This is a genomic window from Bacillus sp. PK3-067, from assembly GCF_056738645.1.
In genome coordinates, this window is record NZ_CP096490.1 from 2,147,525 (window position 1) to 2,170,152 (window position 22,628).

Here is a 22,628-nt window from a genome sequence, read left to right on the forward strand (position 1 = left end):
CAAAATATAAAGGGTATTCGTCGTATGGAAATGGAGGGAATGGAGGTTTTTCCAATCGATAAGGATATTAAAGAAATATTTTGTTCACACTTGAAAAACAATAGGCACCAATTCGTAGAGAACTGGAAAAACAAAATGATAATTTCCGAAAAAGATCCATTTAAACTAGAAGTAGTTCAAAATGGAGAGGATTTACTAGAGTTAATTATCGAACTTACTATGGAAGATAAAGATATAAATTATCTTCAACCGTTATGTGAGAAAATTGCTATTGAACGTGCTGGAGCAGATGCGAATATTGGAGATTTTGTTTATAACGCAAACGTGGGAAGAAATGAACTTTTCGAAGCGATGTGTGAATTAGATGTTAGCGCTCGTGAATTGAAACCAATTATGGCAAAAATACATACTTGTTTTGACAAATTAATTTATTATACCGTTTTAAAATACTCGGAAATTATATCGAAGAATTTAGAGGAAAAACAGCAATATATTAACGAAACACATAAAGAAAGGCTGACGATTTTAGGGCAAATGTCAGCTAGTTTTGTACATGAATTTCGTAATCCGCTTACTTCCATTATGGGGTTTGTTAAATTATTAAAGGCGGATCATCCGAGTTTATCGTATTTAGATATTATTTCTCATGAATTAGATCAATTAAATTTTCGTATTTCGCAATTTTTACTCGTATCGAAAAAAGAAATGTGGAATGAATCGGAACGGTTTTGGCTTAATGACTTGTTTCAAGACATTATACAATTCTTATATCCGAGTTTGGTCAATGCGAATGTTTTGATTGAAAAGAATTTACCGTATCCAATTCCGCTTGTTGGTTATCGGAGTGAAGTGAGACAAGTATTTTTAAACATATTAATGAATTCAATTGATGCTCTTGAATCAATGAAAGAAGAACGAAAAATTATCATTGATGTATTTGAAGAAGATCAAGCTATTCGAATTGTGATAAAAAATAATGGACCAATGATTCCAGCTGAAAATGTAGAAACGATTTTTGAACCATTTGTAACTACTAAAAAGTTAGGAACTGGTATTGGATTATTTGTATGTAAACAAATTGTGGAAAAACATAATGGATCCATTATGTGTCGATCAGATAACGATTGGACAGAATTTCAAATTGCATTTCAAAAATAAACAGTCTACACCAAATGAATGGTGTAGACTGTTTTAATTTGTGAGTATAACGGCTTCTAATTTAGGATCTTTAGTTGAATAACCTACTATTGAAATTGTATAAATAACATTTGGTTCAACATTGAATTTTGGTATAGTCAATAAAACGTTTTTATTATCTGCGAGTGAAATTTCAATATCTGCTGTACCAGGGCTAACTTGCAAAAAATCTGTTATTTGTTTAAAGAGTACATTTTCAAATAAATGATCCCCATCTTTTAAATCTACGTTTACAACAGGGGTATCTGGAGAGAAATGTGCAAACCGTATTTTGGCTTGACCAGCTGGTAAATGTGTATTATCAAGTATAGGCTGTAATTGTAGGTGATTATCACTATTTATTGCAGCAAGAGTATAAGTATGATTTCCCATTATTGGTACCAACGCTGAAAAGATTGGAGTTTCATTTCCGACAGGAACAATATCTATACGGTATTTACCTTGCACTAATGATAAATAAGGGCTGAATTGCTTAAATGAAATATTTTTAATAACCTTTTGTCCGTTTACTAAAATGTCAACCGCTGGTATATTTGGATCGGCATGAAAAATTCTTATATGTGACGGTAAAGCAGCTTCTTGTGAGTCTCTTGTTTCATACGCCTGTACAAGTTTTGATAGTGCATCGTAATATTTCATATATAATTCTATATATTTTTTAGGATTACGAAACTGATAGTAACGTGCGAGTTGTTCGTATTGTGTAACTTCTTGTCCATATTTTTCGATTTCAGATTGAGACATGAACATTCCTCCTTTGTCATCATTAAAACTATATGCGAAGCAAGAAAGCGGTTATGCACAAAAAATGATTTTATAAAGGGAAAATTAAAAATTGACAACAAATATGTTTTCATAAAGAGGTGCTGGTGCTTACGAGAATTTCGCAGAGTAAAGCGGTACATATGACTGTACGAAAGTAAAATAAATGCCAAATTGAAAGTGCATTTGAATTAACATATTGAATACATGTCCAAAAATCGCTAGAAAACTAGGGATTTTTTTAATTATAGGCAAATACACATACAAAGTGATAATTGTCCTACATAAATTATAAAGGAAAGATACTTTGAATCTGAGGAAAGGAGTGCCACTTCGGGATAGGGATATCCCGATAGTAATTGTGAATGAAGTTATGAAAAGGTTTTGTGTTATAGGCTGTAGGATGAATTTGTAAACTTCATTTTTCTATTTATTTTAGCAATTGACAGTATTAACCCATAAGAGAGCGTCATGACGAACTGATTAGTGTGGTTAATCGGTTCTTTTTTTATAGTTTAAAACTGAAAAGTTTACATAATGAATAGGAATCTGAATTGATTAGTAAGGTGGGTGTCGAAATTTGTTTTAAAATATGCAATTTAAAGTAGGATAATAGGAAGGAGTTTAACGGGAGTTCCGTCGAAGTGTACAGAATGTCGGCATTTAAGGACAGTTGGCATTATGCTATAAAAACATTTGGTGATGTAGTCATTTCATATAAAAAGGAGGGTTATTTGGGCGTATAGAAAAGGGTTGGTCTTCGGTTTTTTAGTTCTGAATTTTCTGTTTTATAAAAATTTTTAAGCACTCATTTGTATATTTTATAATAGTTTTTTGATAAATTCACTGCTTTTGCAGAGGATTCTTTTTTATGAAAGAAACGTCAATTTTCTTCATATATATATACAAATTGGAGAAATGGGGGAGCGCTATGCGCGATTACTTAATTAAACCACTTGTTGGTCAGCCGTATCCAATGATTTCACATGGAAAAGGTGTTTATTTGTATGATCAAAATGGCAATAAATATTTTGATGGTTCGTCAGGAGCAATTACGGCAGGTATTGGGCATGGCGTAAAGGAGATTGCAGACGTTATTAAAAAGCAAGCTGAGGAGATTGCTTTCGTTTATAGATCACAGTTTACGAGTGAACCAGCTGAAAAATTAGCGAAGAAGTTAAGTGATTTAAGTGTAGGAGATTTGAACTGGAGTTTTTTTGTAAATAGTGGCACGGAAGCGAATGAAACAGCTATGAAAATTGCAATTCAGCATTTTCAAGAGCGAGGTATTCAAGGGAAACATAAAATTTTATCAAGATGGATGAGTTATCACGGTATTACGATGGGTGCTTTATCGATGTCTGGGCATCCACTACGTAGACAACGTTTCGTATCTATTTTGGAAGATTATCCGACTATACCAGCTCCATATTGTTTCAGATGTCCTGTTCAAAAGGTATATCCAACTTGTCAGCTGGCATGTGCGACTGAACTAGAAAGATCAATTGAAAGAATTGGTGCAGAGCATATTGCTGCTTTTATTGCTGAGCCGATTATCGGAGCAGCTGGAGGCGCGGTTGTTCCGCCGAAAGACTATTATAAAGTCATTAAAGAGATTTGCGACCATTACGATATTTTATTTATTGCGGATGAAGTAATGACTGGGCTCGGTCGTACTGGAGCATGGTTTGCGATGGAGCATTGGGGCGTAGAGCCGGATATTATGACACTTGGTAAAGGGTTAGGAGCGGGATATACACCGATGGCAGCGACAGTTGTAAGTGATCGTGTTATGGAACCAATATTACGTGGATCACGTTCAGTAATGAGCGGTCATACGTTAAGTGCAAATCCATTGTCTGCAGCAACGGCTTTAGCTGTTATTGAATATATGGAGAAACATAATCTTCCTGAAAAAACAGCAGAAAAGGGAGAGTATTTAATAAAAGGCTTACAGAAAGTTCAGCAACAATCGACAATCATTGCTGATGTGCGCGGAAAAGGGTTGCTAATCGGGGTAGAATTGCAACCGTTTACAAAAGCGTCAGAGCTTATTTCAGTTGCAGCTAAAAATGGTCTGCTGTTATACCAAGCAGTTTCAGGGCAAGCAGGAAAAGAAGATAGTGCACTGCTTGTAGCACCGCCAATGACAACTACATATTCCGAGTTAGATGAATTACTTTCAATTTTCTCTAAAAGTGTGGAAGAGATGATGCAAAAAGGAGGGCATAGTATCGCATGACAACTATTACAAATACATTCGGTAAATTAAAAGAAATTGAGGAAGTAATTTCTTTGTTCCATGATGATATGACATTGATGTTTGGGGGATTTGGAGGGATTGGATCCCCTCCATCTTTAATACAGGCAATTTTAGAAAAAGGCGTTACAAATTTAAATTTAATTGGAAATGACACTGGATTTCCTGATGTAGGTATCGGTCGTCTTGTTACAAATGAAAGAGTTAAATCAATAATTACTTCTCACATTGGCTCCAATCCAAATGCAGGAAGGCAACTAAACGAGGGAAGGTTACAAATTGAGTTTTCTCCGCAGGGAACATTAGCAGAGCGTATTCGCGCTGGTGGCGTTGGTCTTGGTGGTGTTTTAGTTGATGTTGGTGTTGATACGATTGTGGAAGAGGGAAAACGAACAGTTGAAATGAATGGTAAGACCTACTTAGTTGAAACAGCATTAACTGCTGAAGTTTCAATTGTATATGCGAAAAAGGCAGATCCGTTTGGTAACCTTGTATTTGACAAAAGTGCACGAAATATGAATCCCCATGTAGCTATGGCTGGGGATATAACAATTGTAGAAGCAGAAGAAATAGTCCCGCTTGGAAGTTTAGATCCAGAGGAAATTGTCGTTCCAGGTGTTTTCGTAAATTATATTGTACCGTCGGAAGGAGTGAACTGGAAATGGGTATGGGCGTAGAAGTGAGGGATAAGATTGCTAGGCGTGCGGCGAAAGAAATACAAAATGGTATGATTGTAAATTTAGGTATTGGCATACCATCGCTTGTACCAAATCATTTGCCTGAAGATATAAATGTTATGTTTCATGCGGAAAATGGAATCGTCGGCATGGGACCAACGCCAAGTAAAGGGAATGAAGATGAAAATTTGTGTAATGCAGCAGGTTTACCAACTTCTCTTATAACAGGAGCGAGTTATTTCGATAGCTGCACAGCGTTTGGGATGATTCGAAAAGGTTTGCTAGACATAACGATTCTTGGTTCATTACAAGTAAGTGAAAATGGTGATTTAGCAAACTGGATTGTACCTGGAAAACGTGTTCCAGGTATTGGTGGAGCAATGGATTTAGCACAAAAAGCGAAGCGGGTCGTTGTTGTGATGAATCATGTTGATAAGTACGGAAATGCAAAAATTGTTTCAGAGTGTACATTGCCATTAACTTCAAAGAAATGTGTAGATTTAATTATTACTGATATGGCAGTCATGGAGGTAACTCCGAGTGGACTTATATTACAAGAATTAATGAGCCCATACACAGTAGAAGATGTAAAACGACATACAGAAGCTGATTTTCAAATTAGTTCTAACTTACTAGTAATTGAATGAAGGGAGATGTAATATATGGAGCAATTAAAAAAGCAAGTTTGTGATTATATTGAGAGCCATGAAGAGGAAAGTGTGAAATTTTTAAAACGATTAATTCAAGAAAAGAGCGTATCTGGTGATGAAAGCGGTGCGCAGGCAATTGTGATTGAAAAATTACGTGAATTAGGTTTAGAGCTCGATATATGGGAGCCTTCTTTTTCTAAAATGAAAGATCATCCTTATTTTGTATCACCCCGTACAAGTTTTTCAGATAGCCCAAATATTGTAGCAACTTTAAAAGGAAGTGGCGACGGGAAATCTATGATATTGAATGGGCATATTGATGTAGTTCCAGAAGGGGATGTGAATCAGTGGGAACATCATCCTTATAGCGGTGAGAAAATCGGAAATCGTATATATGGCCGTGGAACGACGGATATGAAGGGCGGAAATGTCGCACTTATGCTTGCGATGGAAGCGATTATTGAATCTAACATTGAATTAAAAGGAGACATCTATTTTCAAAGTGTAATAGAAGAGGAAAGTGGCGGAGCAGGGACATTAGCAACTATATTACGAGGATATAAGGCAGATGGTGTCATTATTCCGGAGCCTACTAATATGAAGTTTTTCCCGAAACAACAAGGTTCCATGTGGTTTCGTCTACGTGTAAAAGGGAAAGCTGCACACGGTGGAACGCGCTATGAAGGGGTTAGTGCAATTGAAAAAAGTATGTTTGTTATAGAACATGTAAGAAAGCTAGAGGAGAAAAGAAATAGTCGAATTACAGATCCGTTATTTAAAGAAATTCCGATTCCAATTCCAATTAACATTGGGAAAATTGAAGGAGGGAGTTGGCCAAGTTCTGTTCCTGATGAATTAATTTTAGAAGGAAGATGCGGTGTTGCGCCGAATGAGACTATAGAGGCGGCAAAAGAAGAGTTTGAGAATTGGATTGCTGAATTAAATGATGTGGACAATTGGTTTGTTGAAAATCCAGTAGAAGTAGAATGGTTTGGAGCGAGATGGGTTCCTGGTGAACTAGAAGAGAATCATGAACTCATTACGACACTTCATCACAACTTTGTTGAAATCGAAGGGAACGAACCAATTATTGAAGCATCTCCGTGGGGGACTGATGGAGGTTTATTTACACAAATTGCAAACGTACCAACAATAGTATTTGGTCCAGGAGAGACGAAAGTAGCACACTATCCAAACGAATATATAGAAGTTGATAAAATGATAGCTGCCGCAAAAATTATTGCATGTACATTACTAGATTGGTGTGAGGTGAAAAAATGAAATACTATGAATCTTTTAGAGAACAGACGAATTGTTATACAGTAGAAGGTGTTTTAGATTATTTTAATAAGCGTATTCGGGTAGATCACTATACAGGAAATGTTGAAAGTATTATACAGACAATTGACGAACTAGCAGAGAAACATTCTTTCACTAAATGTATTATTAAAGGAAAGGGAGAGCATGTTTCAACATGGCTCTCTTTCGGTTTTTTGTTGGAAGCAACGATACCTCATTATTTTCAAGGACACGATGCATACTTTTTTGTGAAATATAATAATGATGAAAGACGAAATAGTATGCATTGGATTGAGGAAGATACTATATTAAGCGGTGTAAAAGGAAAAGAAATAAAAGAAAAAGTAGTTCCAGAGAAATTTTTGCTGAGAAAAGCGACTGAAGAAGATGCAGAAGAATTAGCAACTGTATTCGGAAAAGTATTTGAAGTGTATCCGACACCTTTAAATGAAGCGAGTTATGTATTACAGACGATAAAAGAAGACGATACAATTTACTACGTGTATGAATTTGAGGGGAAAATTATTAGTACAGCATCTGCAGAAATGAACATAAAGGAAGGGAATGCAGAATTAACGAATTGTGCTACTTTACCTGAATACCGTAAACATGGATTTATGAAAAGTTTACTAATTAAATTAGAGGAAGAACTTCAAGAAAGATCTATTTTCTGCTCCTATACAATTGCTCGATCGCTTTCTTTCGGAATGAATGCTGCCTTTCATCAATTAGGCTATACGTATACAGGAAGACTGGCGAATAATTGCTACATTTTCGATAAGTTGGAAGATATGAATATATGGGTGAAAGATCTATCTAGCTATTCGAAAGCAGTAAAACTTCCGCCTCAAAATTTGGCTGTAAAGCAAAACAGTTAGGTGGAGCTGGGTGTTTGAAAAAGCCGTACTAATTAGAGTTTCGAGTTATCTAATGAAAATATGAAATTGATTAAAATTATAGAACGGAATCGTCATGCTTACAATCGCACATAGGTGTGCCGAAAATTCGGCATGTAATTGCTGGATTTTCGGCAAGAGGGGGGATGACATTGCTAGCAGTTTCGACACAAGAAGTCATTGAAGCGATTTTGGGCAGTATTGATGAGGCTATACACGCTGTAGATGAAAATGGAATTACAATATTTTATAATTCTGTAGCTGCAAAACACGATGGATCGAAGATTGAAAAAGTGTTAGGGAAACATCTGTTAGAAGCGTTCCCGTCTTTATCAAGGGAAACGAGTACATTGATGAAAGTACTAGATACAAAAAAACCTATCGTACATCAGGTACAACATTATCAAAATTTAAATGGTGAAGATGTTTGTACAGTAAATACGACGTTACCTATTTTTATAGATGGGAATATTGCTGGGGCTGTTGAAATTGCAAAGGATTACTCTACAATTCAAAAGCTTACTGACACAATTGTTGACTTACAGTCGAAAATAAAGCGATCATCTAGAAAAAAAGTGATTAAAAAGCACGCTGCATTTGAGACGATAGTGACAAATGATACGCGGTTTAAACAGACGAAAGAGTTAGCACAAAAAGTAGCACCAACAGACGCGAATGTTTTAATATATGGTGAAACAGGAACAGGAAAAGAACTGTTCGTACAAGCAATTCATGAAGCTTCTAAAAGAAAAAACAAGCCATTTATTGCACAAAACTGTGCAGCTTTACCAGAGTCGCTATTAGAAAGTTTATTGTTTGGAACGACAAAAGGAAGCTATACGGGAGCGATTGAAAGAGCTGGGCTATTTGAACTTGTTGATGGTGGTACATTATTTTTAGATGAACTGAATTCAATGCCTCTTGATTTGCAGGCAAAAATGTTACGAGTGTTAGAAGATGGAGTCATTAGAAGAATTGGTGATAATAAGACGAGAAAAGTAGATGTTCGTGTTATTACCGCGATGAACCAGCCTCCAGAAATATGTTTACGAGAGAATAAAATTCGCACTGATTTATATTATCGCTTAAACGTATTTTCATTATATATCCCACCGCTTCGTGAAAGAACTGAGGATGTACTATTATTAGCATCTTATTTTTTGAAAGAATATAATAAAAGTTATAAAAAAGGTGTACTTCAAATTGATGAGGAAGCGAAAGATAGACTGCAAGCTTATCAGTGGCCTGGAAATGTACGGGAGTTAAAACATACGATTGAACATGCTGTTATTATTGCAGAAGGGAATACATTAACAGCCAATTGTTTACCACGTACATTTCGGAAAGAGAAGTTTTCGAAGAAGAAGGGTATAATGCCACTTAGAGAAGCACTTCATCAAACAGAAAAAGAATTAATAGATCAAGCGTTGATTGAAACGGAAGGGAATATATTACAAGCCGCAAAAATGTTGGGTATCCCTCGTCAAACGCTTCAATATAAACTGAGCAAGTACGACAAAACCGCCGAATAATCGGCGGTTTTTGTGTGTTTGCACCAATAAAAGAGCGTTTACATATATAAAAAGTAATGAATATGATGTTAAGTATTGATTTCATACAACGCTTAAAAATATTTTTTCGCTTATGTAATAGGGTTCTCCGCACATTTACTTATCAACAATGTAAAGTTGGCATAACTATTGCTTATATAAAGGATGAGCGTATAAAAAGGGGGAATAGCAATGTTACATGATGTATACAAACCAAATCGTCACTGGAAGGATATCGAATTATGGAAAGATGTTACTGAAGAGCAATGGAATGATTGGGTTTGGCAATTAACGAATACGATCAAAACGTTAGATGACTTAAGAAAAGTAATTAACTTAACACCTGAAGAAGAAGAGGGCGTTAAAATTTCAACGAAAACGATCCCGTTAAACATTACACCGTACTATGCTTGGCTAATGAATCCTGATGATCCACGCTGTCCGATTCGGATGCAATCAGTACCGATTTCGGAAGAGTTATATAAAACAAAATATGATTTAGAAGACCCACTTCACGAAGACGAAGATTCACCAGTTCCAGGGCTAACACATCGTTATCCGGACCGTGTACTATTCTTAGTAACAAATCAATGTTCTATGTATTGTCGTTACTGTACACGTCGTCGTTTTAGTGGACAAATTGGAATGGGTGTACCGAAGAAACAATTAGATGATGCAATTGCTTATATTCGTGAAACGCCACAAGTACGAGATGTATTAATCTCCGGTGGTGACGGACTTCTAATTAACGATAAAATTTTAGAATATGTATTAAAAAATTTACGAGAGATTCCGCATGTTGAGATTATTCGTATCGGAACGAGAGCACCAGTAGTATTCCCACAACGTATTACAGAAAACTTATGTAACATTATTAAAAAATACCATCCAGTATGGTTAAATACACATTTCAATACATCTATTGAAATTACTGAAGAATCGAAAAAGGCATGTGAAATGTTAGCGAATGCTGGTGTTCCAGTCGGAAACCAAGCAGTAATTTTAGCTGGTATTAACGACAGCGTTCCAATTATGAAAAAACTTATGCATGACTTAGTAAAAATCCGTGTACGTCCATACTACATTTATCAATGTGACTTATCTGAAGGTATCGGTCACTTCCGTGCACCAGTATCTAAAGGTCTTGAAATTATTGAAGGTTTACGTGGACACACATCTGGTTATGCTGTTCCGACATTCGTTGTTGATGCGCCAGGTGGAGGCGGTAAAATTGCACTTCAGCCAAACTATTTAATCTCACAAAGTGCAGATAAAGTTGTGCTTCGTAACTTTGAAGGTGTTATTACGACGTATCCAGAGCCAGAGAGCTATATTCCAGGAAGAGCGGAAGGATACTTTAAAGAGATTTATCCGAACTACGAAGAAAAACGTTCAGATGTTGGTATCGCAGGTCTTATGAGCGATAAGAAATTTAACCTCGTTCCAGACGACTTACAGCGTATGAACCGTCGTAAAGACTACGAAGATAATGATACTCATGCATCTTTAAAAGATAAACGTGATAAGCGCGATCAATTAAAAGATAAAAAATATCAAGCACAAATGGCTAAGTTAGAAGAAAACGACAAAAAAACTGAGGGTGATGCAGTATGAATTGTATGTGGTGTGACAGTACAGAAGCGAAAGAAAGCTTGAATACTGTATATTGGGAATTACCAGATGGTACGAAAGCCATTGAAATCCAAGAGACACCATGTATTTCTTGTTCCTCGTGCGGGATGGACTATCAATCAGACCATACAGTAAAAGAAATTGAAGATCAATTATTCTTAATTTACACGAAAGATTTACCAAAACAACTAACATATGAAGAATTAATGGGAAGACCGCGTCTATTAAAAAGAAATTATTTCGACTTTTAACCAGCTTTTATGCTGGTTTTTTTCTTTTTTGCCTTGTATAATGTACCCAAGTTAGAAAGGTAGGGAATATTTTTGAAAAAGACATTTTACCATTATATGATGAAGCATCGTGCAGCTTTATTTAGAAATGAAATTTCAGATTTAGCAGAGGCGATGTATGATGATTTAAGTTTTCCGAAGCAATCTGAAGACTATGATGAAATTAGTTCATACTTAGAGTTGAGCGGAATGCTAGAAAGTATGTCTATATTTGATGAAGCCTGGGATTTATACATACAAGATAGATAAAAACTATTTGAAAACATACAGAATACATTACTTTATTTAAAGTGAAGTATTCTGTATGTTTTTTATTATGAAATTTGTTGATTTGAAGCTAGTCTAGTTACTAGCTTTTTTTTGAGTGCAATGTAAATTTTATAAGATTATATTTTTTATTGAAAAAATTTATGAATATAAGCTTCTGTGATAAGCGTTTTTATGTAGGTTGCATATACTGATATCAAAATCACGACGTCAAAAAAAGGAGAGATAGAGATGGCAAGAAAAAAACAACCTAAATACAACGTAGGGGACATAGTCGTGATTACGCTATATGGAACCGTTGGGAAAATCACAAATATGAAGGTTTTAGATGGAGTTTATGTATACGAAGTCAATAATCACGATGGATTTTACGTAGAGCAAACATTGCAGCACGTTACAGAGCAAGATATGAAAAAGGGCGATACGGAGTGGATTGAATTAAATTATAATTTCACGTTTGGTGATCTTGTGCAAGTAACTGGATATGATAAAGATGTTTTCCGTATTGTTGGTTTTCGTACAGAAGTATGGAGATATAAGAATGACGCATGGGAAGATACAATTTATGAATTGTCACGGATTACGGATGGTGAATGGTTAGAAGCGGATGAATCAGATTTAACGTTACTCGCCAATGCTCAAACGGCAAATGCAATTTTGAAGAAAATGAAACAAGATAAAGCAGGTATGAATAAATTAGATTTAGGAAAGTTAAAGTCAATTAACAACTCGAAAAAAGTGAGTGTTAAGACGAATCGTCAAGAAATCATTGATGGATTACTTGATATTTATAACGATTATCAATTATTGTTCGATACATTTAAAGATGAAGAATATAAAATTGTAATGGATGTTGTTCATAATTATTTAGTTAAATTGACAGAGAAAAAATAGTTAACTAGAAAGAGAGAATAAATTGAACAACAACATATGCAGTATAAGGTATGCCTACAACTATTAAAAAAATAAAAAGCCACTTTATAAGAGAGTCTGCCCATTGATCTTCATGCATGAACTCTTCTTTTGTTTGTCCTACTTCATATTGATTTTCCATTATTATTTCCCCCTTTGAATAGCTTGTACTACAATCGTATGCATCTCGTCCAAAGCTTATGACCTATAAAAAAATAAAATCTATTTTTCTAATCTCATATACATAATTTTGAGATTTTTTCATAAAACAGAAATAAAGGAGTGATGCTCATGAAGGAAATTGAAGTCGTGATTGATACGGAAGAGATTGCGGAGTTTTTTTATGAGCAACTAATTGAAAGAGGGTACGTCCCAAAACGAGAAGAAATTGAAGATCTCGCAGATATTACATTTGAGTATTTATTAGAGAAATGCATGATTGATGAAGTTTTTGATGAAGAGGATGAATGAAAGTAACGACGGGCATAACTCGTCGTTTTTTACTCTTTACAAACCTGTCACAAATATAGTCAATAATTATTGGTATAATGAAAAGGAAATTTTACTCAAGAGGTGAAGGAATGTTCAAAAAAATTATTGATTCTTTATTAGGAAAGAAAAAATATCGTTCGTATTCAAGTAGTGATTATCGTCGTAGAGGGCGCTCGTATTCAAGTAGCGATTATAAACGACGTTCATCTGGTTATGGACATCAACATTATAAAAGAAAACGTAAAAGCCGTAGCTTCTTTTCAAGTAGCTGATGAAATGGCGTCGTGTACTAGCATTATTTGATAGACCACTGCGAAAAAATACAATTGTTGCAGAGCGTTATAAAATTGAATCAGTAATTGGAATGGGCAGTTATGGGGTTACATATGTCGTTAATGATTTACAAATAAATAGATATAAAGTCTTAAAACAATTAAGACAAAGTAAACAAAGATATGAGTCTGGTAGAAAATCATTTGAACAAGAGAAAATGATCTTACAAACATTAAATCATCATGCAATTCCTAGTCTATATGATCATTTCCTATGGGAGAAAAAGAGCTTCTTTGTGATGGAGTACATGCCTGGTAAAAATTTTGAAGATTATATTTTCATAGATGGGTATGTATATACAGAACGTGAAGTTTTTGAGATTTTATATGAAATATTAGAAATTGTATCGGTGTTTCATAGTGAAGGCATTATTCATCGAGATTTACGCATTCCAAACATACTAATGAAAGAAAATCAAATTAGTATTATTGATTTTGGATTGGCTAAATGGAAAGGTGAGGATGATGAGCGAGCTACAACTTACGAAGGTGAACAAGCTTTGATGCGAGAAGTTCACTTTCGTAGCGACTTTTATGCGCTCGGTCATTTCTCATTATTTTTATTATATGCAGGATATGAATCTAATGAAAAACAGGAAAAACCATGGTACGAAGAATTAACTTTGGAACATTATAATCGTGAAATGCTTATGCGAATGTTACAAATAAAAACGCCGTACTATGAGAATGTACAAGATTTAAAACAAGATGTAGCTTCTGCTTTAGAAAGGATGGAGACTCCATGTTTCAAAAGTTTTTAGCAAGCGTTGGTATTGGAAGTGCAAAGGTAGATACTGTTCTTGAAAAAGATGAGTATATTGTTGGGGAAGAAATAGTTGGAAAGGTTCATATAACTGGAGGTTCAGTTAGCCAACAAATTGAAAGCATTTACTTAACATTATCGACGTCGTATGTACGAGAAGTGGATGATAAAAAAGTAACAGCAACATATGATTTAGAGCGAGTACGCTTAACAGAACCTTTTTCTGTAGAACCGAATGAAAAAGTTGAAATTCCATTTTCTTTTCCAATGCCAATTGAAGCACCACTTACACTTGGTATGAAAACGGTTTGGATTCATACAGGTCTTGATATTAAACGTAGTATAGACCCAAGTGACCGCGACTACGTTCAAGTGTTACCTAATGCATTATTAAGTAGTGTTTTAGATAGTGTAAATGAATTAGGGTTTAAAGCACGTCATATAGAATGTGAAGAATTACCGCATCGATTACGTAAGCAAGTTCCATTCGCACAAGAATTTGAGTTTATTCCGGTTTCTGGAGAGCATTATGGGAAATTAGATGAATTAGAATTATTAATCTTGCCACGTGCATACGACCGACTAGAAATTATTATGGAAGTAGATAGAAAATCCCGTGGTTTAGCTGGATTATTCGCTGAGGCGCTTGATCTTGATGAGAAGGTGATTCGTTTTACCGTAACAAGAGAAGATATCCCTGAGATGAAGCAAAAAATTAATAATTATATTTTTTAATAAACTATGCATAAAAAAGAAATGGAGAGGAAAACTAAAACAACCGCTCCATTTTTTTGCATAGTGAGGTTATGTATGTGAAACGATATCGACATTTATACTTGCTAAGTTTTACGTTACTCATTTGTTTTGTCGTATTATCACTTTCGTATCATACCGCTTGTATTGAGAACTTTGACAATATAGTCGCACATTTTATTCAAAGCTTTCGAAACGATTATTTGACGACCTATTTTACTTGGGTGTCTTTTATCGGTTCCAAAAGAATATATTTTCCATTACTCATTATTCTTGTAATGTATTTTCTCGTTAGAAAAAAGTTACTTAGTGCGTTACTTCTAACAATTAATTACTACGGATCTCGTTATTTAAACAGTATGCTTAAACTATGGTACGAACGAGCAAGACCTGATGTCACGCAGCTTGTTACTGCAACTGGATATAGTTTTCCGAGCGGTCATACGATGAATGCTACTGCTTTTTTAGGATTTATTGCATACGTCACAATTACTGAAGAGCGTATTTCGTTGCATAAAAAATTGTTAATTATTCTTATAGCAAGCTTTGTTGTATTATCTATTTCAGTTAGCCGAATATATCTTGGCGTGCACTATCCATCTGACATATTAGCAGGATGGGCAGCTGGCGGTAGCTGGCTCGTTTTATGTGTTATATTCCATAAAACGTTCATAAAAAAAGAACCTATGTCATAATAGGTTCTTTTTTCATTGGCTCAACATGAATGTGTGCATGGTAAATTCCAAATTTTTTGCGCAGCATAGCTTCGATGTTGTCGGTAATACAGTGACTTTCTCCAACATCCATGCGAGCATCTACTTCAATTGTAATATCAACGTACGTTTGATTCCCATACATACGTGCTCGAATATCTACAATGTTTTCCACACCGCCAATATGCTCAATAGCATCAGCGTATTCTTCCATTTTATCAGGATCAATTCCATCTGTTAGCATATGAGAAGATTCTACGAAAATCTCCCATGCAGTTTTACAAATAATAAGACCGACAATTAAAGCGGCAATAGGGTCTAAAATAGGCATTTGGAACTGAGAACCGACAATACCTACTACGGTACCAATACTTACGAGTGCATCTGATAAATTATCCTTTGCAGCGGCTTCTAATGATTTACTTTTTGTTCGTGCTGCAATTTTTTTCGTATACAAATACACGCAGTACATAACGACAGCAGAAAATAAAGCAACCCATGCAGCGAGTACATTAGGCGCTGCTTGTTTCGGATTTAAGAAAGATTGAATGGCACTAATAACAACTTCTAATCCGACTGTTGCCATAATGAAGGACGCAACAAGTGATGCGATTTGTTCGGCACGCGAATGCCCATACGGATGATCTGGGTCACGAGGTTTACGAGATATTTTTAGACCAATTAATATCGCTAAAGAAGCACCGATATCCGTTAAGTTATTTAAACCGTCAGCGCGTAATGCGCTAGAGAGGGTAATATAACTGATGATGATTTTCATAGAGGATAAAAATATGTAGGCCATAATGCTGACAATAGCACCTTTATCAGCTTCTTTATGAGAAAGAGTATCCATTTTAATCACTCACCTTTCTTTAAAGGAATTTCTTTCTATAAATAGAGTATCAAACGAAAGTCGTGTGGGTCTATACAAACATTGTTGACGTTTTATAGCTTTTTAAGAAGGGGATAACAAAGTTTCGTAAAGGAAAAATATGTTGAAAAGTACAAAGTCAAGGTGTGAACCTAATTGGAGTTTATTTACTAAAGAGATAGGAGGGTAGATGGATGAGGAAACGAATACTTTTCTTACTACGTATTATTCTTATCATGACAAGGTGTAATTCATTAAACGATGAAAAACTTCAAAAGATAATTGTGAAAATAGATGAAAACCCTCTGAAAAATATTTTCCAGAGGGCTTTCATTTTAGTATGCTTCTAAAAACTCAGTAACTTGCTCTTCTGTTTTTGCATTAGCACTATGTAAGTGGCCTAGCTTCTCACCGTTTTGGTATACAAGTAAACTTGGAATACCCATTACTTGATACTCTTCAGCGATACTTGGAAACTCATCTTTATTGATAGAGTACCATTCAAATTTATTGAACTCTTCCATTACATCTCCGATAAAGTTGTCCATACGTACGCAATCTGGGCACCATGTAGTAAAGAACTTAACAACTACAGGCTCCTCGCTTGCGATGATGTCTTTGAATTCTTGTTCTGTTTTAATTTCTTTCATAAGTAAAACTCCTTTCAATATCACACGAATTTATATGCAAAATTCGTATTTGCAAACATGTTGCAAACTTATTATTTGTTTTTTAGTTTTGTAGTTCGTTCACACTTATAAAATTATATGTAACATGACTGCGCTACTAAGTGTGAAAATAATGGAACCTCACTTTTCTTTATAAGCTTTTTCCAGGATTGTGTCAAACTTTTGAATTTTATACAGAAATTAAAGAAGCCCACACTTTGATTGAGTATGGGCAGAGTGACTAAAATTAATCGCTTATTAATTTCGAATAGATATTTAAATCGATAAGCTTTCCAGCTGATTTTTCGCTCTTTCTCAGAATCCCTTCTAGATTAATTAACTTTTATTATACAAGAAAATAACTACATTGAACAAAAGCGTTAATTGGAGGTAACGAAATGACAAACTCATCAATTGAATATTGCGTTCAGTGTGATTAAGAAAGTGGTGTATAAAGATGGGACGAGATGAGAGTTACTTCCGAGCTAAAAAAAGAGTAGATAATTTAAAATCATTTTACATGCATTTAACCATCTACATACTAGTCAATCTGATGCTTTTTTACTTTTTAAGTAGTGAATTAGCTATTTTTTATTTTATAAAGAAATAACTCCGAAGCTCATATCCTTTCATGATAATATAAGGTGAAGAGGAGGGCCTTCCCTCTAATTATTAGTACACACTAATAAGGTTTTACGGGTAGTTAATTTTTTATCTAACTTCCTCGTATGTACTGAATTTTAATGTGAAAATGTTCGTTAATAGGAGATAAAAGAAAAAAGAGGATATATGAATGCTTGTATTAGGTTTTATATTAATTGGTTTAGGTGTTTTTATTGTTTGTCTGACTGTAATTGATGGAATCAGAGAGACAAAGGAACATAGTTTCAGTGGGTTTAAAGATTTTATTATTATTGTGCTGGTGCATATTATAGAAATAATCAGTGATTTATGGGGATTCCGATTGCTATTTATATTGATAGGATTGGTTTGCATCGGATTTGGCGTTGCTATTTTAATAGTGGAATTGTAGTGGAAGATAAGTAAAGGGCATCTAATTAAGATGCCTTTTTATATTAATTCCAAAAATTGAATAAGGTTAGAAATTATATGGTTGTAATGGGAATTGAGGGATATGAATAAAAAAATTTTATCCCGCTATTTGTCGGGCAGTAAATACCCCCACCTCAAAATTCAGCGGAAGCAAAGAAGTTAGGTGGAGTCGGGCTGCCAGTAAAAGCCCGATTGGTGAGAGCTGATTAAAGTTTCACTTTATTAGGGATTTGCCTTAAACATTTATTACAGTCAAGAATATTTATAATAATATGAACTAAAAAAGGTCCAATTTTTGTAATGTTGGAGGGGATTATTGTGGACATAACTCAAAGCGTATCAAGAATAGTGGTTAATGGGAAAGACCTTTCTTTCACTTCAGTTCAAACCTCTGCATGGAATCATGGACCTGTAAATGATTTAATCGTTACGACGAATCAGAGAGTGAATGAGCTTTATCAATTCATGTGGTCGCAAGTACCGGTTACGATTTCGGTATATTTCCTTCAAGGAGCGGATTTACTTAGGTTCGTTAGGGTTGCGGGAATTAATGAGCGTGTAACAGGAGAATATGTATATCATTTCATTTGGTGATAAGAAGGAGTCAAAGTAGTCTAGCAGCTACTTTTTTATTTTGTCATTTGAATATAAGCGAGCGGACTAGCTTTATAGTACCCACTGAAATAAAGAATCATAATATAATTTGTAATAAATTATACGGGAAGGGAGCTGAAAATCATGTTTTATTCATATTTTAATTCTGAAACTGGTATGCGACCAGCGTATGGTACATCTATAACGTATAGTGGAGCACAAAGTACAGTCCAAGCTATTCAACAAGCATTGCAAATGCAACAACAATTGCAAATGCAGCAGCAAGGTGTACAACCGTATTATTCATCCGTAGAGTATTTTTACCCAGTACATCAAGTTACACCGTACGGAAGTTCTTTTCTGGCTATTCCATATGGGACTGTATACAACTTATAACTAGTAAGGAATGAAGTGGTGTATATAAATAAGGGTGCAGGTTAATAGCGCCCTTATGAATAATAAAAATAGCTAGTCCAAACCTTATAAATCAATCTTACATAATATGTAGTAATAAGTTTGAAAGGGGAATTAGTATGTCTTGTTATTACTACTGTAAGTATTGTAAAGAGTATAAAAAGAAGCATCATGATTGTTGTAAGAACACTTGTAAGTGCCATGATAACAAGGACAATCTTGTTAGAGCATCGGCATTTAGAGCTAGAAATACTGTGAATCAAAATGTTCCTGCTAATACTTTTGTGAAAGTGTTATTTCAAAATGAACAATTTGATTTAGCGAATGAGTATAATCCAGCAACATCTATTTTTATGCCGAAGACTAAAGGTGTATATTCTATTATTGGAACGATTGGTTTCTTTCCAAACGATCCAACTTTAAATTATAGAGCGCGTGTAGAAATTCGTGTGAATGGAAACGCAGCGATAGCTATAGATAATGACTTTTTTGGTCCAATAAGTTTTGGAAATGTCGTAAGTGTTTCGACGATTGTTCAATTGAATGCAGGGGATGAAGTTGAGATTTATGCACAAAGTAGTATAGATGGAGTTTTAAGTCCTTTAGAAGATGGTGCACATTTTGAAGCAGCAAGATTTCCTTCTCCAATTAAATAAAGTCATTAAACAATGAGTTTGCAGAAGCTTAAAGGTAAACCCTCACCGAAATGGTGAGGGTTTTTTAATCTATTAAAAATAGTAACAGGTCGTCCAAGCTCTTCTAATCTATATAGCATACTATGTAAAAATAAGTGTAAAGGGGGACTCACTATGTCTTATTATTACTGTAAGTATTGTAAAGATTACAAAAAGGAAAGTCATGATTGTTATAGGAAAAGTAGTAAATGTGATAGGAAGTATGTAAAGGTGAAGTGTTGTGATGATAAGAAAGAGGAGCTTGTAAGGGCATCGGCATTTAGAGCTGTGAATACAGTTAATCAACCTGTTCTAGCAAATACTCCTGTTAAAGTATTATTTCAAAATGAACAATTTGATCTAGCGAATGAATATAATCCAGTAACGTCGATTTTTACTCCGAAAACTAGAGGGGTATATAGTGTATTAGGAAATATAACATTTTCTCCAAATGATTTTAATGTAAATTACAGAGCTAGAGTAGAAATTCGTGTAAATGGCAATCCGGCAATAGCGATAGATAATGATTTCTTTGGAACAGGAGTATTTTTTAATAATGATGTTTCCGTAACTACTATTCTTCAATTAGAAGCAGGAGATTTAGTTGAAGTTTTTGCAGAAAGTAGTATTGCTGGCGTAATTGTACAAAATGTTAATGGTGTAAATACGGTTCACTTTGAAGCGGCAAGATTTCCTTCTCCAACTAAATAAAACTGATTATTAAATGTTTTTTAGTAGGTTTAGTTAATCCCCTTACCAAATGGTGGGGGATTATTATTGTTTTTCTAAAATATATAAGTAAATAGGTAAAGCGTAGTTTAATTTGTAGGGGCTTCAACCTTCTTCAGATAATAAACAGAATAATAAGTAACATGCTTGTAAAAACGCATTGTTAGTAAGTTTACTAGTTTTCTTATAGAACAAGAAAGACGGAATACATAAAAGATCGTATCATTATGTTTTTTCTTTACCATATAGAAATTATATATTGAACATAGATTTGTGTAGGGAATGCTAATACACTGAAAAGAATAGCATAAAGGCGATTACACTATATAAAAACAAAATCAATCCTAAGATGAGTAGTATTGGATGCAACTTGAACATATTTGACCTCCTTGAGTATATAAAGAATTTTAATATATTGTTGGTCAATTTAGAAGGGGGACGGTTACATAAAAAAAGAGCATACATAAAAAGTACGCTCCAAAGAAAGATAGGTTTTATGAGTGGATAATCTCCATACGATAATATATGTTCTTTTCATAAAAACGTGTGAAAAATCAATGAATTATCAATGGAATATCATAACATGAGTAATTTTAGTCTAGGAATGCAATTATTTTCTTTCTCGGTTATTTTAGGTAATAAAGTTGTGAAAATCGTGCATTATGCGGACTAACAACGGGATAGCGATCGTACTTCCGTTACATATTTCTTAAAGTCTGGGTATTGCGTGATAGTTTGACATTTAGGGGTGCATAGTTGATTAATTATAGACACATTTGTAATTACTTCGTTACAAGGACCGAAAAATGTAATTTTTAGCTTTGAATTTGGTGGGATTTTGAACACGATAGGTTTTTTTTCCATGAAATCAGCTCCTAATATTGAGTATTATAATTTAATGGATATAGAGTCGTATTAGTATAATATGAAATTTCAGTGGATTTGCTTATAATAAAGAATTTTATAGTAGTAAAAGTGCTTAAAGATGTAAAGGGGAAATTGAGAATGGAAAATAAAATGTTTAATTAATATAATCAATAAATACGCAAATGGTTAATATAACTAATGCATTTTTTTGTTTGTTACATATTATGTTAGTAAGAATGGTATAAGGGGGTAGTATAAAATAGTGGAAGAAAATGTACAAGCTCAGCTTTCGCCACCGTGGATCACATATTTTAATGAATTAAAAAATTCAATAGGTGCTGATCCAACTGTTACAGTTGGGCCGCTTATTCCTGTTGGTGGTAATTATATTATTTTAGTGCATGCGTTAAGCAACGAAAAAGCGAGAGCATTAGCAACGCTTTTAAAATCTTTTGTACAATTTGGGAATGTAAGTGTGACAGTTATTGTAACGAATAATGAGAATGAAATTGTAAATCCATTTCCTTGTCCACTAGATGCATTTGAAATAGCTCATTTATTTCAAGTAGCACTAGAAAATAATCCTTATTTTGAACAAGTTGTGGTACAGCCTCAGTTCCCTGGCGGACCGAATGTTGTTTTTCCGGTTTTCGCTGCGGAAGTCATTCAGTTTTTCAATGACGATATTTCTAACTTATGTCAAACGTTTACAGGTGTTGCGGCCAATGTGTTTCGTGATGTAATGAATGATGAGGTTTGTGGTATCCCAATTCTATTTTCCACAAGTTGTGTTATGAGCAGTGAAAACTCACAATTACAAAATACAGATTTAGCACCAAAGTTGTTTTATTAAACTGTAAAAAGACATTTTCAGTAATAGAAAATGTCTTTTTTATGCACCAATAGTGTTCAGGTTGGAAAATTGCAATTTAATAGGAGTAAACTTCAATTAATTGAAATTTTTCTAAATCTCAAATTTCATGTAGAGGTAGTAATTTTGACTTAAGAATATATAGAAAATGAGGGATGAAATTTTTTAGTTGAAAGGAAATCGATACTGAAAGTTATAATTTAATAATACAGGAGATTTTTTTTAATATCTGTAAAAATGATTGATAGGACGAGATTACATAATAAATGAATAGTAGGGTATATTTCGAATGTTTTATGTGGCATACATGTTAAAGTTGATAGAAATATTTCTGAAAGAGAATATATTTTGAAAAACAGTAAAGATTCTTTTTATTTATATTATAGATAGCTAGTTTTAGAGAGAGGAGGCTTACAATAAAACAAGCTATGAATAAGACATT

Annotated in this window: 27 protein-coding genes and 1 pseudogene; 23 read left to right on the forward strand and 5 right to left on the reverse strand. The window is 34.2% G+C overall.

Annotated features, from left to right (window positions below; translation table 11 throughout):
• Positions 1–24: 24 nt before the first annotated feature.
• Positions 25–1,158 carry a BA2291 family sporulation histidine kinase gene (locus M1D73_RS11185; protein WP_000425086.1) on the forward strand — a complete coding sequence of 378 codons (1,134 nt, stop codon included), beginning with the start codon at positions 25–27 and terminating at the stop codon, positions 1,156–1,158.
• A gap of 33 nt (positions 1,159–1,191) precedes the next feature.
• Here the strand turns inward: M1D73_RS11185 and M1D73_RS11190 are convergent, their stop codons facing one another.
• Entirely contained in the window at positions 1,192–1,941 is a 750-nt protein-coding gene (locus M1D73_RS11190) for a DUF4397 domain-containing protein (protein ID WP_000083284.1), read from the reverse strand.
• Positions 1,942–2,890: 949 nt separating this feature from the next.
• On the opposite strand from M1D73_RS11190, the gene M1D73_RS11195 reads away from it, so the two are divergent.
• From M1D73_RS11195 to M1D73_RS11240, 10 genes are all read left to right on the forward strand, one after another.
• Positions 2,891–4,201: an aspartate aminotransferase family protein gene (locus M1D73_RS11195; protein WP_001205882.1), complete on the forward strand. Its 1,311-nt coding sequence runs from the start codon at positions 2,891–2,893 to the stop codon at positions 4,199–4,201.
• Positions 4,198–4,896 carry an acetate CoA-transferase subunit alpha gene (gene atoD / locus M1D73_RS11200; protein ID WP_000208102.1) on the forward strand — a complete coding sequence of 233 codons (699 nt, stop codon included), beginning with the start codon at positions 4,198–4,200 and terminating at the stop codon, positions 4,894–4,896. Before M1D73_RS11195 ends, atoD begins: the two co-directional genes overlap by 4 nt.
• Positions 4,881–5,543, forward strand: a complete 663-nt coding sequence (locus M1D73_RS11205; protein ID WP_000525293.1) for a CoA transferase subunit B — start codon at positions 4,881–4,883, stop codon at positions 5,541–5,543. Before atoD ends, M1D73_RS11205 begins: the two co-directional genes overlap by 16 nt.
• Positions 5,544–5,558: 15 nt before the next feature.
• Positions 5,559–6,827, forward strand: a complete 1,269-nt coding sequence (locus tag M1D73_RS11210; protein ID WP_000436698.1) for a peptidase — start codon at positions 5,559–5,561, stop codon at positions 6,825–6,827.
• A complete protein-coding gene (gene ablB, locus M1D73_RS11215; RefSeq protein ID WP_000878593.1) occupies positions 6,824–7,723 on the forward strand; it encodes a putative beta-lysine N-acetyltransferase in 900 nt (299 codons plus the stop codon). The genes M1D73_RS11210 and ablB overlap by 4 nt, the downstream gene beginning before the upstream one ends.
• A 164-nt stretch (positions 7,724–7,887) precedes the next feature.
• Positions 7,888–9,273 carry an arginine utilization transcriptional regulator RocR gene (rocR, locus tag M1D73_RS11220; protein WP_011110073.1) on the forward strand — a complete coding sequence of 462 codons (1,386 nt, stop codon included), beginning with the start codon at positions 7,888–7,890 and terminating at the stop codon, positions 9,271–9,273.
• A gap of 210 nt (positions 9,274–9,483) precedes the next feature.
• The gene (kamA, locus tag M1D73_RS11225; protein ID WP_000902142.1) at positions 9,484–10,905 is read left to right on the forward strand and encodes a lysine 2,3-aminomutase; all 1,422 of its coding nucleotides are present in this window, start codon (positions 9,484–9,486) and stop codon (positions 10,903–10,905) included.
• On the forward strand, positions 10,902–11,174 hold the full coding sequence (locus tag M1D73_RS11230; protein ID WP_000995763.1) for a YokU family protein: 273 nt from the start codon (positions 10,902–10,904) through the stop codon (positions 11,172–11,174). Before kamA ends, M1D73_RS11230 begins: the two co-directional genes overlap by 4 nt.
• 72 nt (positions 11,175–11,246) lie before the next feature.
• Entirely contained in the window at positions 11,247–11,462 is a 216-nt protein-coding gene (locus tag M1D73_RS11235; protein WP_000750717.1) for a YozE family protein, read from the forward strand.
• A gap of 249 nt (positions 11,463–11,711) precedes the next feature.
• Positions 11,712–12,374 (forward strand): hypothetical protein, encoded by a 663-nt coding sequence (locus M1D73_RS11240; protein ID WP_000101499.1) that lies wholly within the window; start codon positions 11,712–11,714, stop codon positions 12,372–12,374.
• Positions 12,375–12,378: 4 nt separating this feature from the next.
• Here M1D73_RS11240 and M1D73_RS11245 read toward each other — a convergent pair whose 3' ends face one another.
• Complete coding sequence (locus tag M1D73_RS11245; RefSeq protein WP_000431486.1) at positions 12,379–12,534, reverse strand: DUF3930 family protein; 156 nt, start codon at positions 12,532–12,534, stop codon at positions 12,379–12,381.
• Positions 12,535–12,683: 149 nt separating this feature from the next.
• On the opposite strand from M1D73_RS11245, the gene M1D73_RS11250 reads away from it, so the two are divergent.
• From M1D73_RS11250 to M1D73_RS11270, 5 genes are all read left to right on the forward strand, one after another.
• Complete coding sequence (locus M1D73_RS11250) at positions 12,684–12,863, forward strand: YozD family protein (protein ID WP_000658451.1); 180 nt, start codon at positions 12,684–12,686, stop codon at positions 12,861–12,863.
• A gap of 110 nt (positions 12,864–12,973) precedes the next feature.
• Positions 12,974–13,156 carry a hypothetical protein gene (locus M1D73_RS11255; protein ID WP_000473371.1) on the forward strand — a complete coding sequence of 61 codons (183 nt, stop codon included), beginning with the start codon at positions 12,974–12,976 and terminating at the stop codon, positions 13,154–13,156.
• Positions 13,156–13,977, forward strand: coding sequence for a serine/threonine protein kinase (locus M1D73_RS11260; protein ID WP_000872063.1), 822 nt, complete (start codon positions 13,156–13,158; stop codon positions 13,975–13,977). Before M1D73_RS11255 ends, M1D73_RS11260 begins: the two co-directional genes overlap by 1 nt.
• Entirely contained in the window at positions 13,959–14,714 is a 756-nt protein-coding gene (locus M1D73_RS11265; protein WP_000486625.1) for a sporulation protein, read from the forward strand. The genes M1D73_RS11260 and M1D73_RS11265 overlap by 19 nt, the downstream gene beginning before the upstream one ends.
• A 77-nt stretch (positions 14,715–14,791) precedes the next feature.
• Positions 14,792–15,427, forward strand: coding sequence for a phosphatase PAP2 family protein (locus M1D73_RS11270; protein ID WP_000833370.1), 636 nt, complete (start codon positions 14,792–14,794; stop codon positions 15,425–15,427).
• Here the strand turns inward: M1D73_RS11270 and M1D73_RS11275 are convergent.
• Both M1D73_RS11275 and M1D73_RS11280 read right to left on the reverse strand, forming a co-directional pair.
• The gene (locus M1D73_RS11275) at positions 15,417–16,298 is read right to left on the reverse strand and encodes a cation diffusion facilitator family transporter (RefSeq protein WP_000380385.1); all 882 of its coding nucleotides are present in this window, start codon (positions 16,296–16,298) and stop codon (positions 15,417–15,419) included. The two genes, M1D73_RS11270 and M1D73_RS11275, sit on opposite strands and share 11 nt — an antisense overlap.
• A 353-nt stretch (positions 16,299–16,651) precedes the next feature.
• Complete coding sequence (locus tag M1D73_RS11280) at positions 16,652–16,966, reverse strand: thioredoxin family protein (protein ID WP_000658787.1); 315 nt, start codon at positions 16,964–16,966, stop codon at positions 16,652–16,654.
• 475 nt (positions 16,967–17,441) lie between these two features.
• On the opposite strand from M1D73_RS11280, the pseudogene M1D73_RS11285 reads away from it, so the two are divergent.
• The 6 genes and pseudogenes from M1D73_RS11285 to M1D73_RS11310 form a co-directional block, all read left to right on the forward strand.
• Positions 17,442–17,546 (forward strand): annotated as a pseudogene (locus M1D73_RS11285) (2TM domain-containing protein); the annotation flags it as partial.
• Between the two features lie 231 nt (positions 17,547–17,777).
• The gene (locus M1D73_RS11290; protein ID WP_000960640.1) at positions 17,778–18,017 is read left to right on the forward strand and encodes a hypothetical protein; all 240 of its coding nucleotides are present in this window, start codon (positions 17,778–17,780) and stop codon (positions 18,015–18,017) included.
• 338 nt (positions 18,018–18,355) lie between these two features.
• A complete protein-coding gene (locus tag M1D73_RS11295) occupies positions 18,356–18,631 on the forward strand; it encodes a hypothetical protein (protein ID WP_000355695.1) in 276 nt (91 codons plus the stop codon).
• Positions 18,632–18,775: 144 nt separating this feature from the next.
• Positions 18,776–19,027, forward strand: a complete 252-nt coding sequence (locus M1D73_RS11300; RefSeq protein WP_000500097.1) for a DUF3947 family protein — start codon at positions 18,776–18,778, stop codon at positions 19,025–19,027.
• Positions 19,028–19,164: 137 nt separating this feature from the next.
• Complete coding sequence (locus M1D73_RS11305; RefSeq protein WP_002183539.1) at positions 19,165–19,701, forward strand: C1q-like domain-containing protein; 537 nt, start codon at positions 19,165–19,167, stop codon at positions 19,699–19,701.
• Between the two features lie 153 nt (positions 19,702–19,854).
• Positions 19,855–20,430 (forward strand): complement C1q domain-containing protein, encoded by a 576-nt coding sequence (locus tag M1D73_RS11310; RefSeq protein ID WP_000122943.1) that lies wholly within the window; start codon positions 19,855–19,857, stop codon positions 20,428–20,430.
• Between the two features lie 687 nt (positions 20,431–21,117).
• On the opposite strand, the gene M1D73_RS11315 is transcribed toward M1D73_RS11310, so the two are convergent.
• The gene (locus M1D73_RS11315; protein ID WP_000412555.1) at positions 21,118–21,312 is read right to left on the reverse strand and encodes a hypothetical protein; all 195 of its coding nucleotides are present in this window, start codon (positions 21,310–21,312) and stop codon (positions 21,118–21,120) included.
• A gap of 265 nt (positions 21,313–21,577) precedes the next feature.
• Between M1D73_RS11315 and M1D73_RS11320 the strand changes: the two genes are divergently transcribed.
• Complete coding sequence (locus M1D73_RS11320) at positions 21,578–22,168, forward strand: hypothetical protein (protein WP_000392281.1); 591 nt, start codon at positions 21,578–21,580, stop codon at positions 22,166–22,168.
• The last annotated feature ends 460 nt before the right edge of the window (positions 22,169–22,628 follow it).

Coding starts and splice junctions, on each gene's coding strand:
- M1D73_RS11185 (WP_000425086.1), top strand. CDS start 25: ATGGAAATGGAGGGAATGGAGGTTTTTCCAATCGATAAGGATATTAAA.
- M1D73_RS11190 (WP_000083284.1), bottom strand. CDS start 1,941: ATGTCTCAATCTGAAATCGAAAAATATGGACAAGAAGTTACACAATAC.
- M1D73_RS11195 (WP_001205882.1), top strand. CDS start 2,891: ATGCGCGATTACTTAATTAAACCACTTGTTGGTCAGCCGTATCCAATG.
- atoD (WP_000208102.1), top strand. CDS start 4,198: ATGACAACTATTACAAATACATTCGGTAAATTAAAAGAAATTGAGGAA.
- M1D73_RS11205 (WP_000525293.1), top strand. CDS start 4,881: ATGGGTATGGGCGTAGAAGTGAGGGATAAGATTGCTAGGCGTGCGGCG.
- M1D73_RS11210 (WP_000436698.1), top strand. CDS start 5,559: ATGGAGCAATTAAAAAAGCAAGTTTGTGATTATATTGAGAGCCATGAA.
- ablB (WP_000878593.1), top strand. CDS start 6,824: ATGAAATACTATGAATCTTTTAGAGAACAGACGAATTGTTATACAGTA.
- rocR (WP_011110073.1), top strand. CDS start 7,888: ATGACATTGCTAGCAGTTTCGACACAAGAAGTCATTGAAGCGATTTTG.
- kamA (WP_000902142.1), top strand. CDS start 9,484: ATGTTACATGATGTATACAAACCAAATCGTCACTGGAAGGATATCGAA.
- M1D73_RS11230 (WP_000995763.1), top strand. CDS start 10,902: ATGAATTGTATGTGGTGTGACAGTACAGAAGCGAAAGAAAGCTTGAAT.
- M1D73_RS11240 (WP_000101499.1), top strand. CDS start 11,712: ATGGCAAGAAAAAAACAACCTAAATACAACGTAGGGGACATAGTCGTG.
- M1D73_RS11245 (WP_000431486.1), bottom strand. CDS start 12,534: ATGGAAAATCAATATGAAGTAGGACAAACAAAAGAAGAGTTCATGCAT.
- M1D73_RS11250 (WP_000658451.1), top strand. CDS start 12,684: ATGAAGGAAATTGAAGTCGTGATTGATACGGAAGAGATTGCGGAGTTT.
- M1D73_RS11255 (WP_000473371.1), top strand. CDS start 12,974: ATGTTCAAAAAAATTATTGATTCTTTATTAGGAAAGAAAAAATATCGT.
- M1D73_RS11260 (WP_000872063.1), top strand. CDS start 13,156: ATGAAATGGCGTCGTGTACTAGCATTATTTGATAGACCACTGCGAAAA.
- M1D73_RS11265 (WP_000486625.1), top strand. CDS start 13,959: ATGTTTCAAAAGTTTTTAGCAAGCGTTGGTATTGGAAGTGCAAAGGTA.
- M1D73_RS11275 (WP_000380385.1), bottom strand. CDS start 16,298: ATGGATACTCTTTCTCATAAAGAAGCTGATAAAGGTGCTATTGTCAGC.
- M1D73_RS11280 (WP_000658787.1), bottom strand. CDS start 16,966: ATGAAAGAAATTAAAACAGAACAAGAATTCAAAGACATCATCGCAAGC.
- M1D73_RS11290 (WP_000960640.1), top strand. CDS start 17,778: ATGCTTGTATTAGGTTTTATATTAATTGGTTTAGGTGTTTTTATTGTT.
- M1D73_RS11300 (WP_000500097.1), top strand. CDS start 18,776: ATGTTTTATTCATATTTTAATTCTGAAACTGGTATGCGACCAGCGTAT.
- M1D73_RS11305 (WP_002183539.1), top strand. CDS start 19,165: ATGTCTTGTTATTACTACTGTAAGTATTGTAAAGAGTATAAAAAGAAG.
- M1D73_RS11310 (WP_000122943.1), top strand. CDS start 19,855: ATGTCTTATTATTACTGTAAGTATTGTAAAGATTACAAAAAGGAAAGT.
- M1D73_RS11315 (WP_000412555.1), bottom strand. CDS start 21,312: ATGGAAAAAAAACCTATCGTGTTCAAAATCCCACCAAATTCAAAGCTA.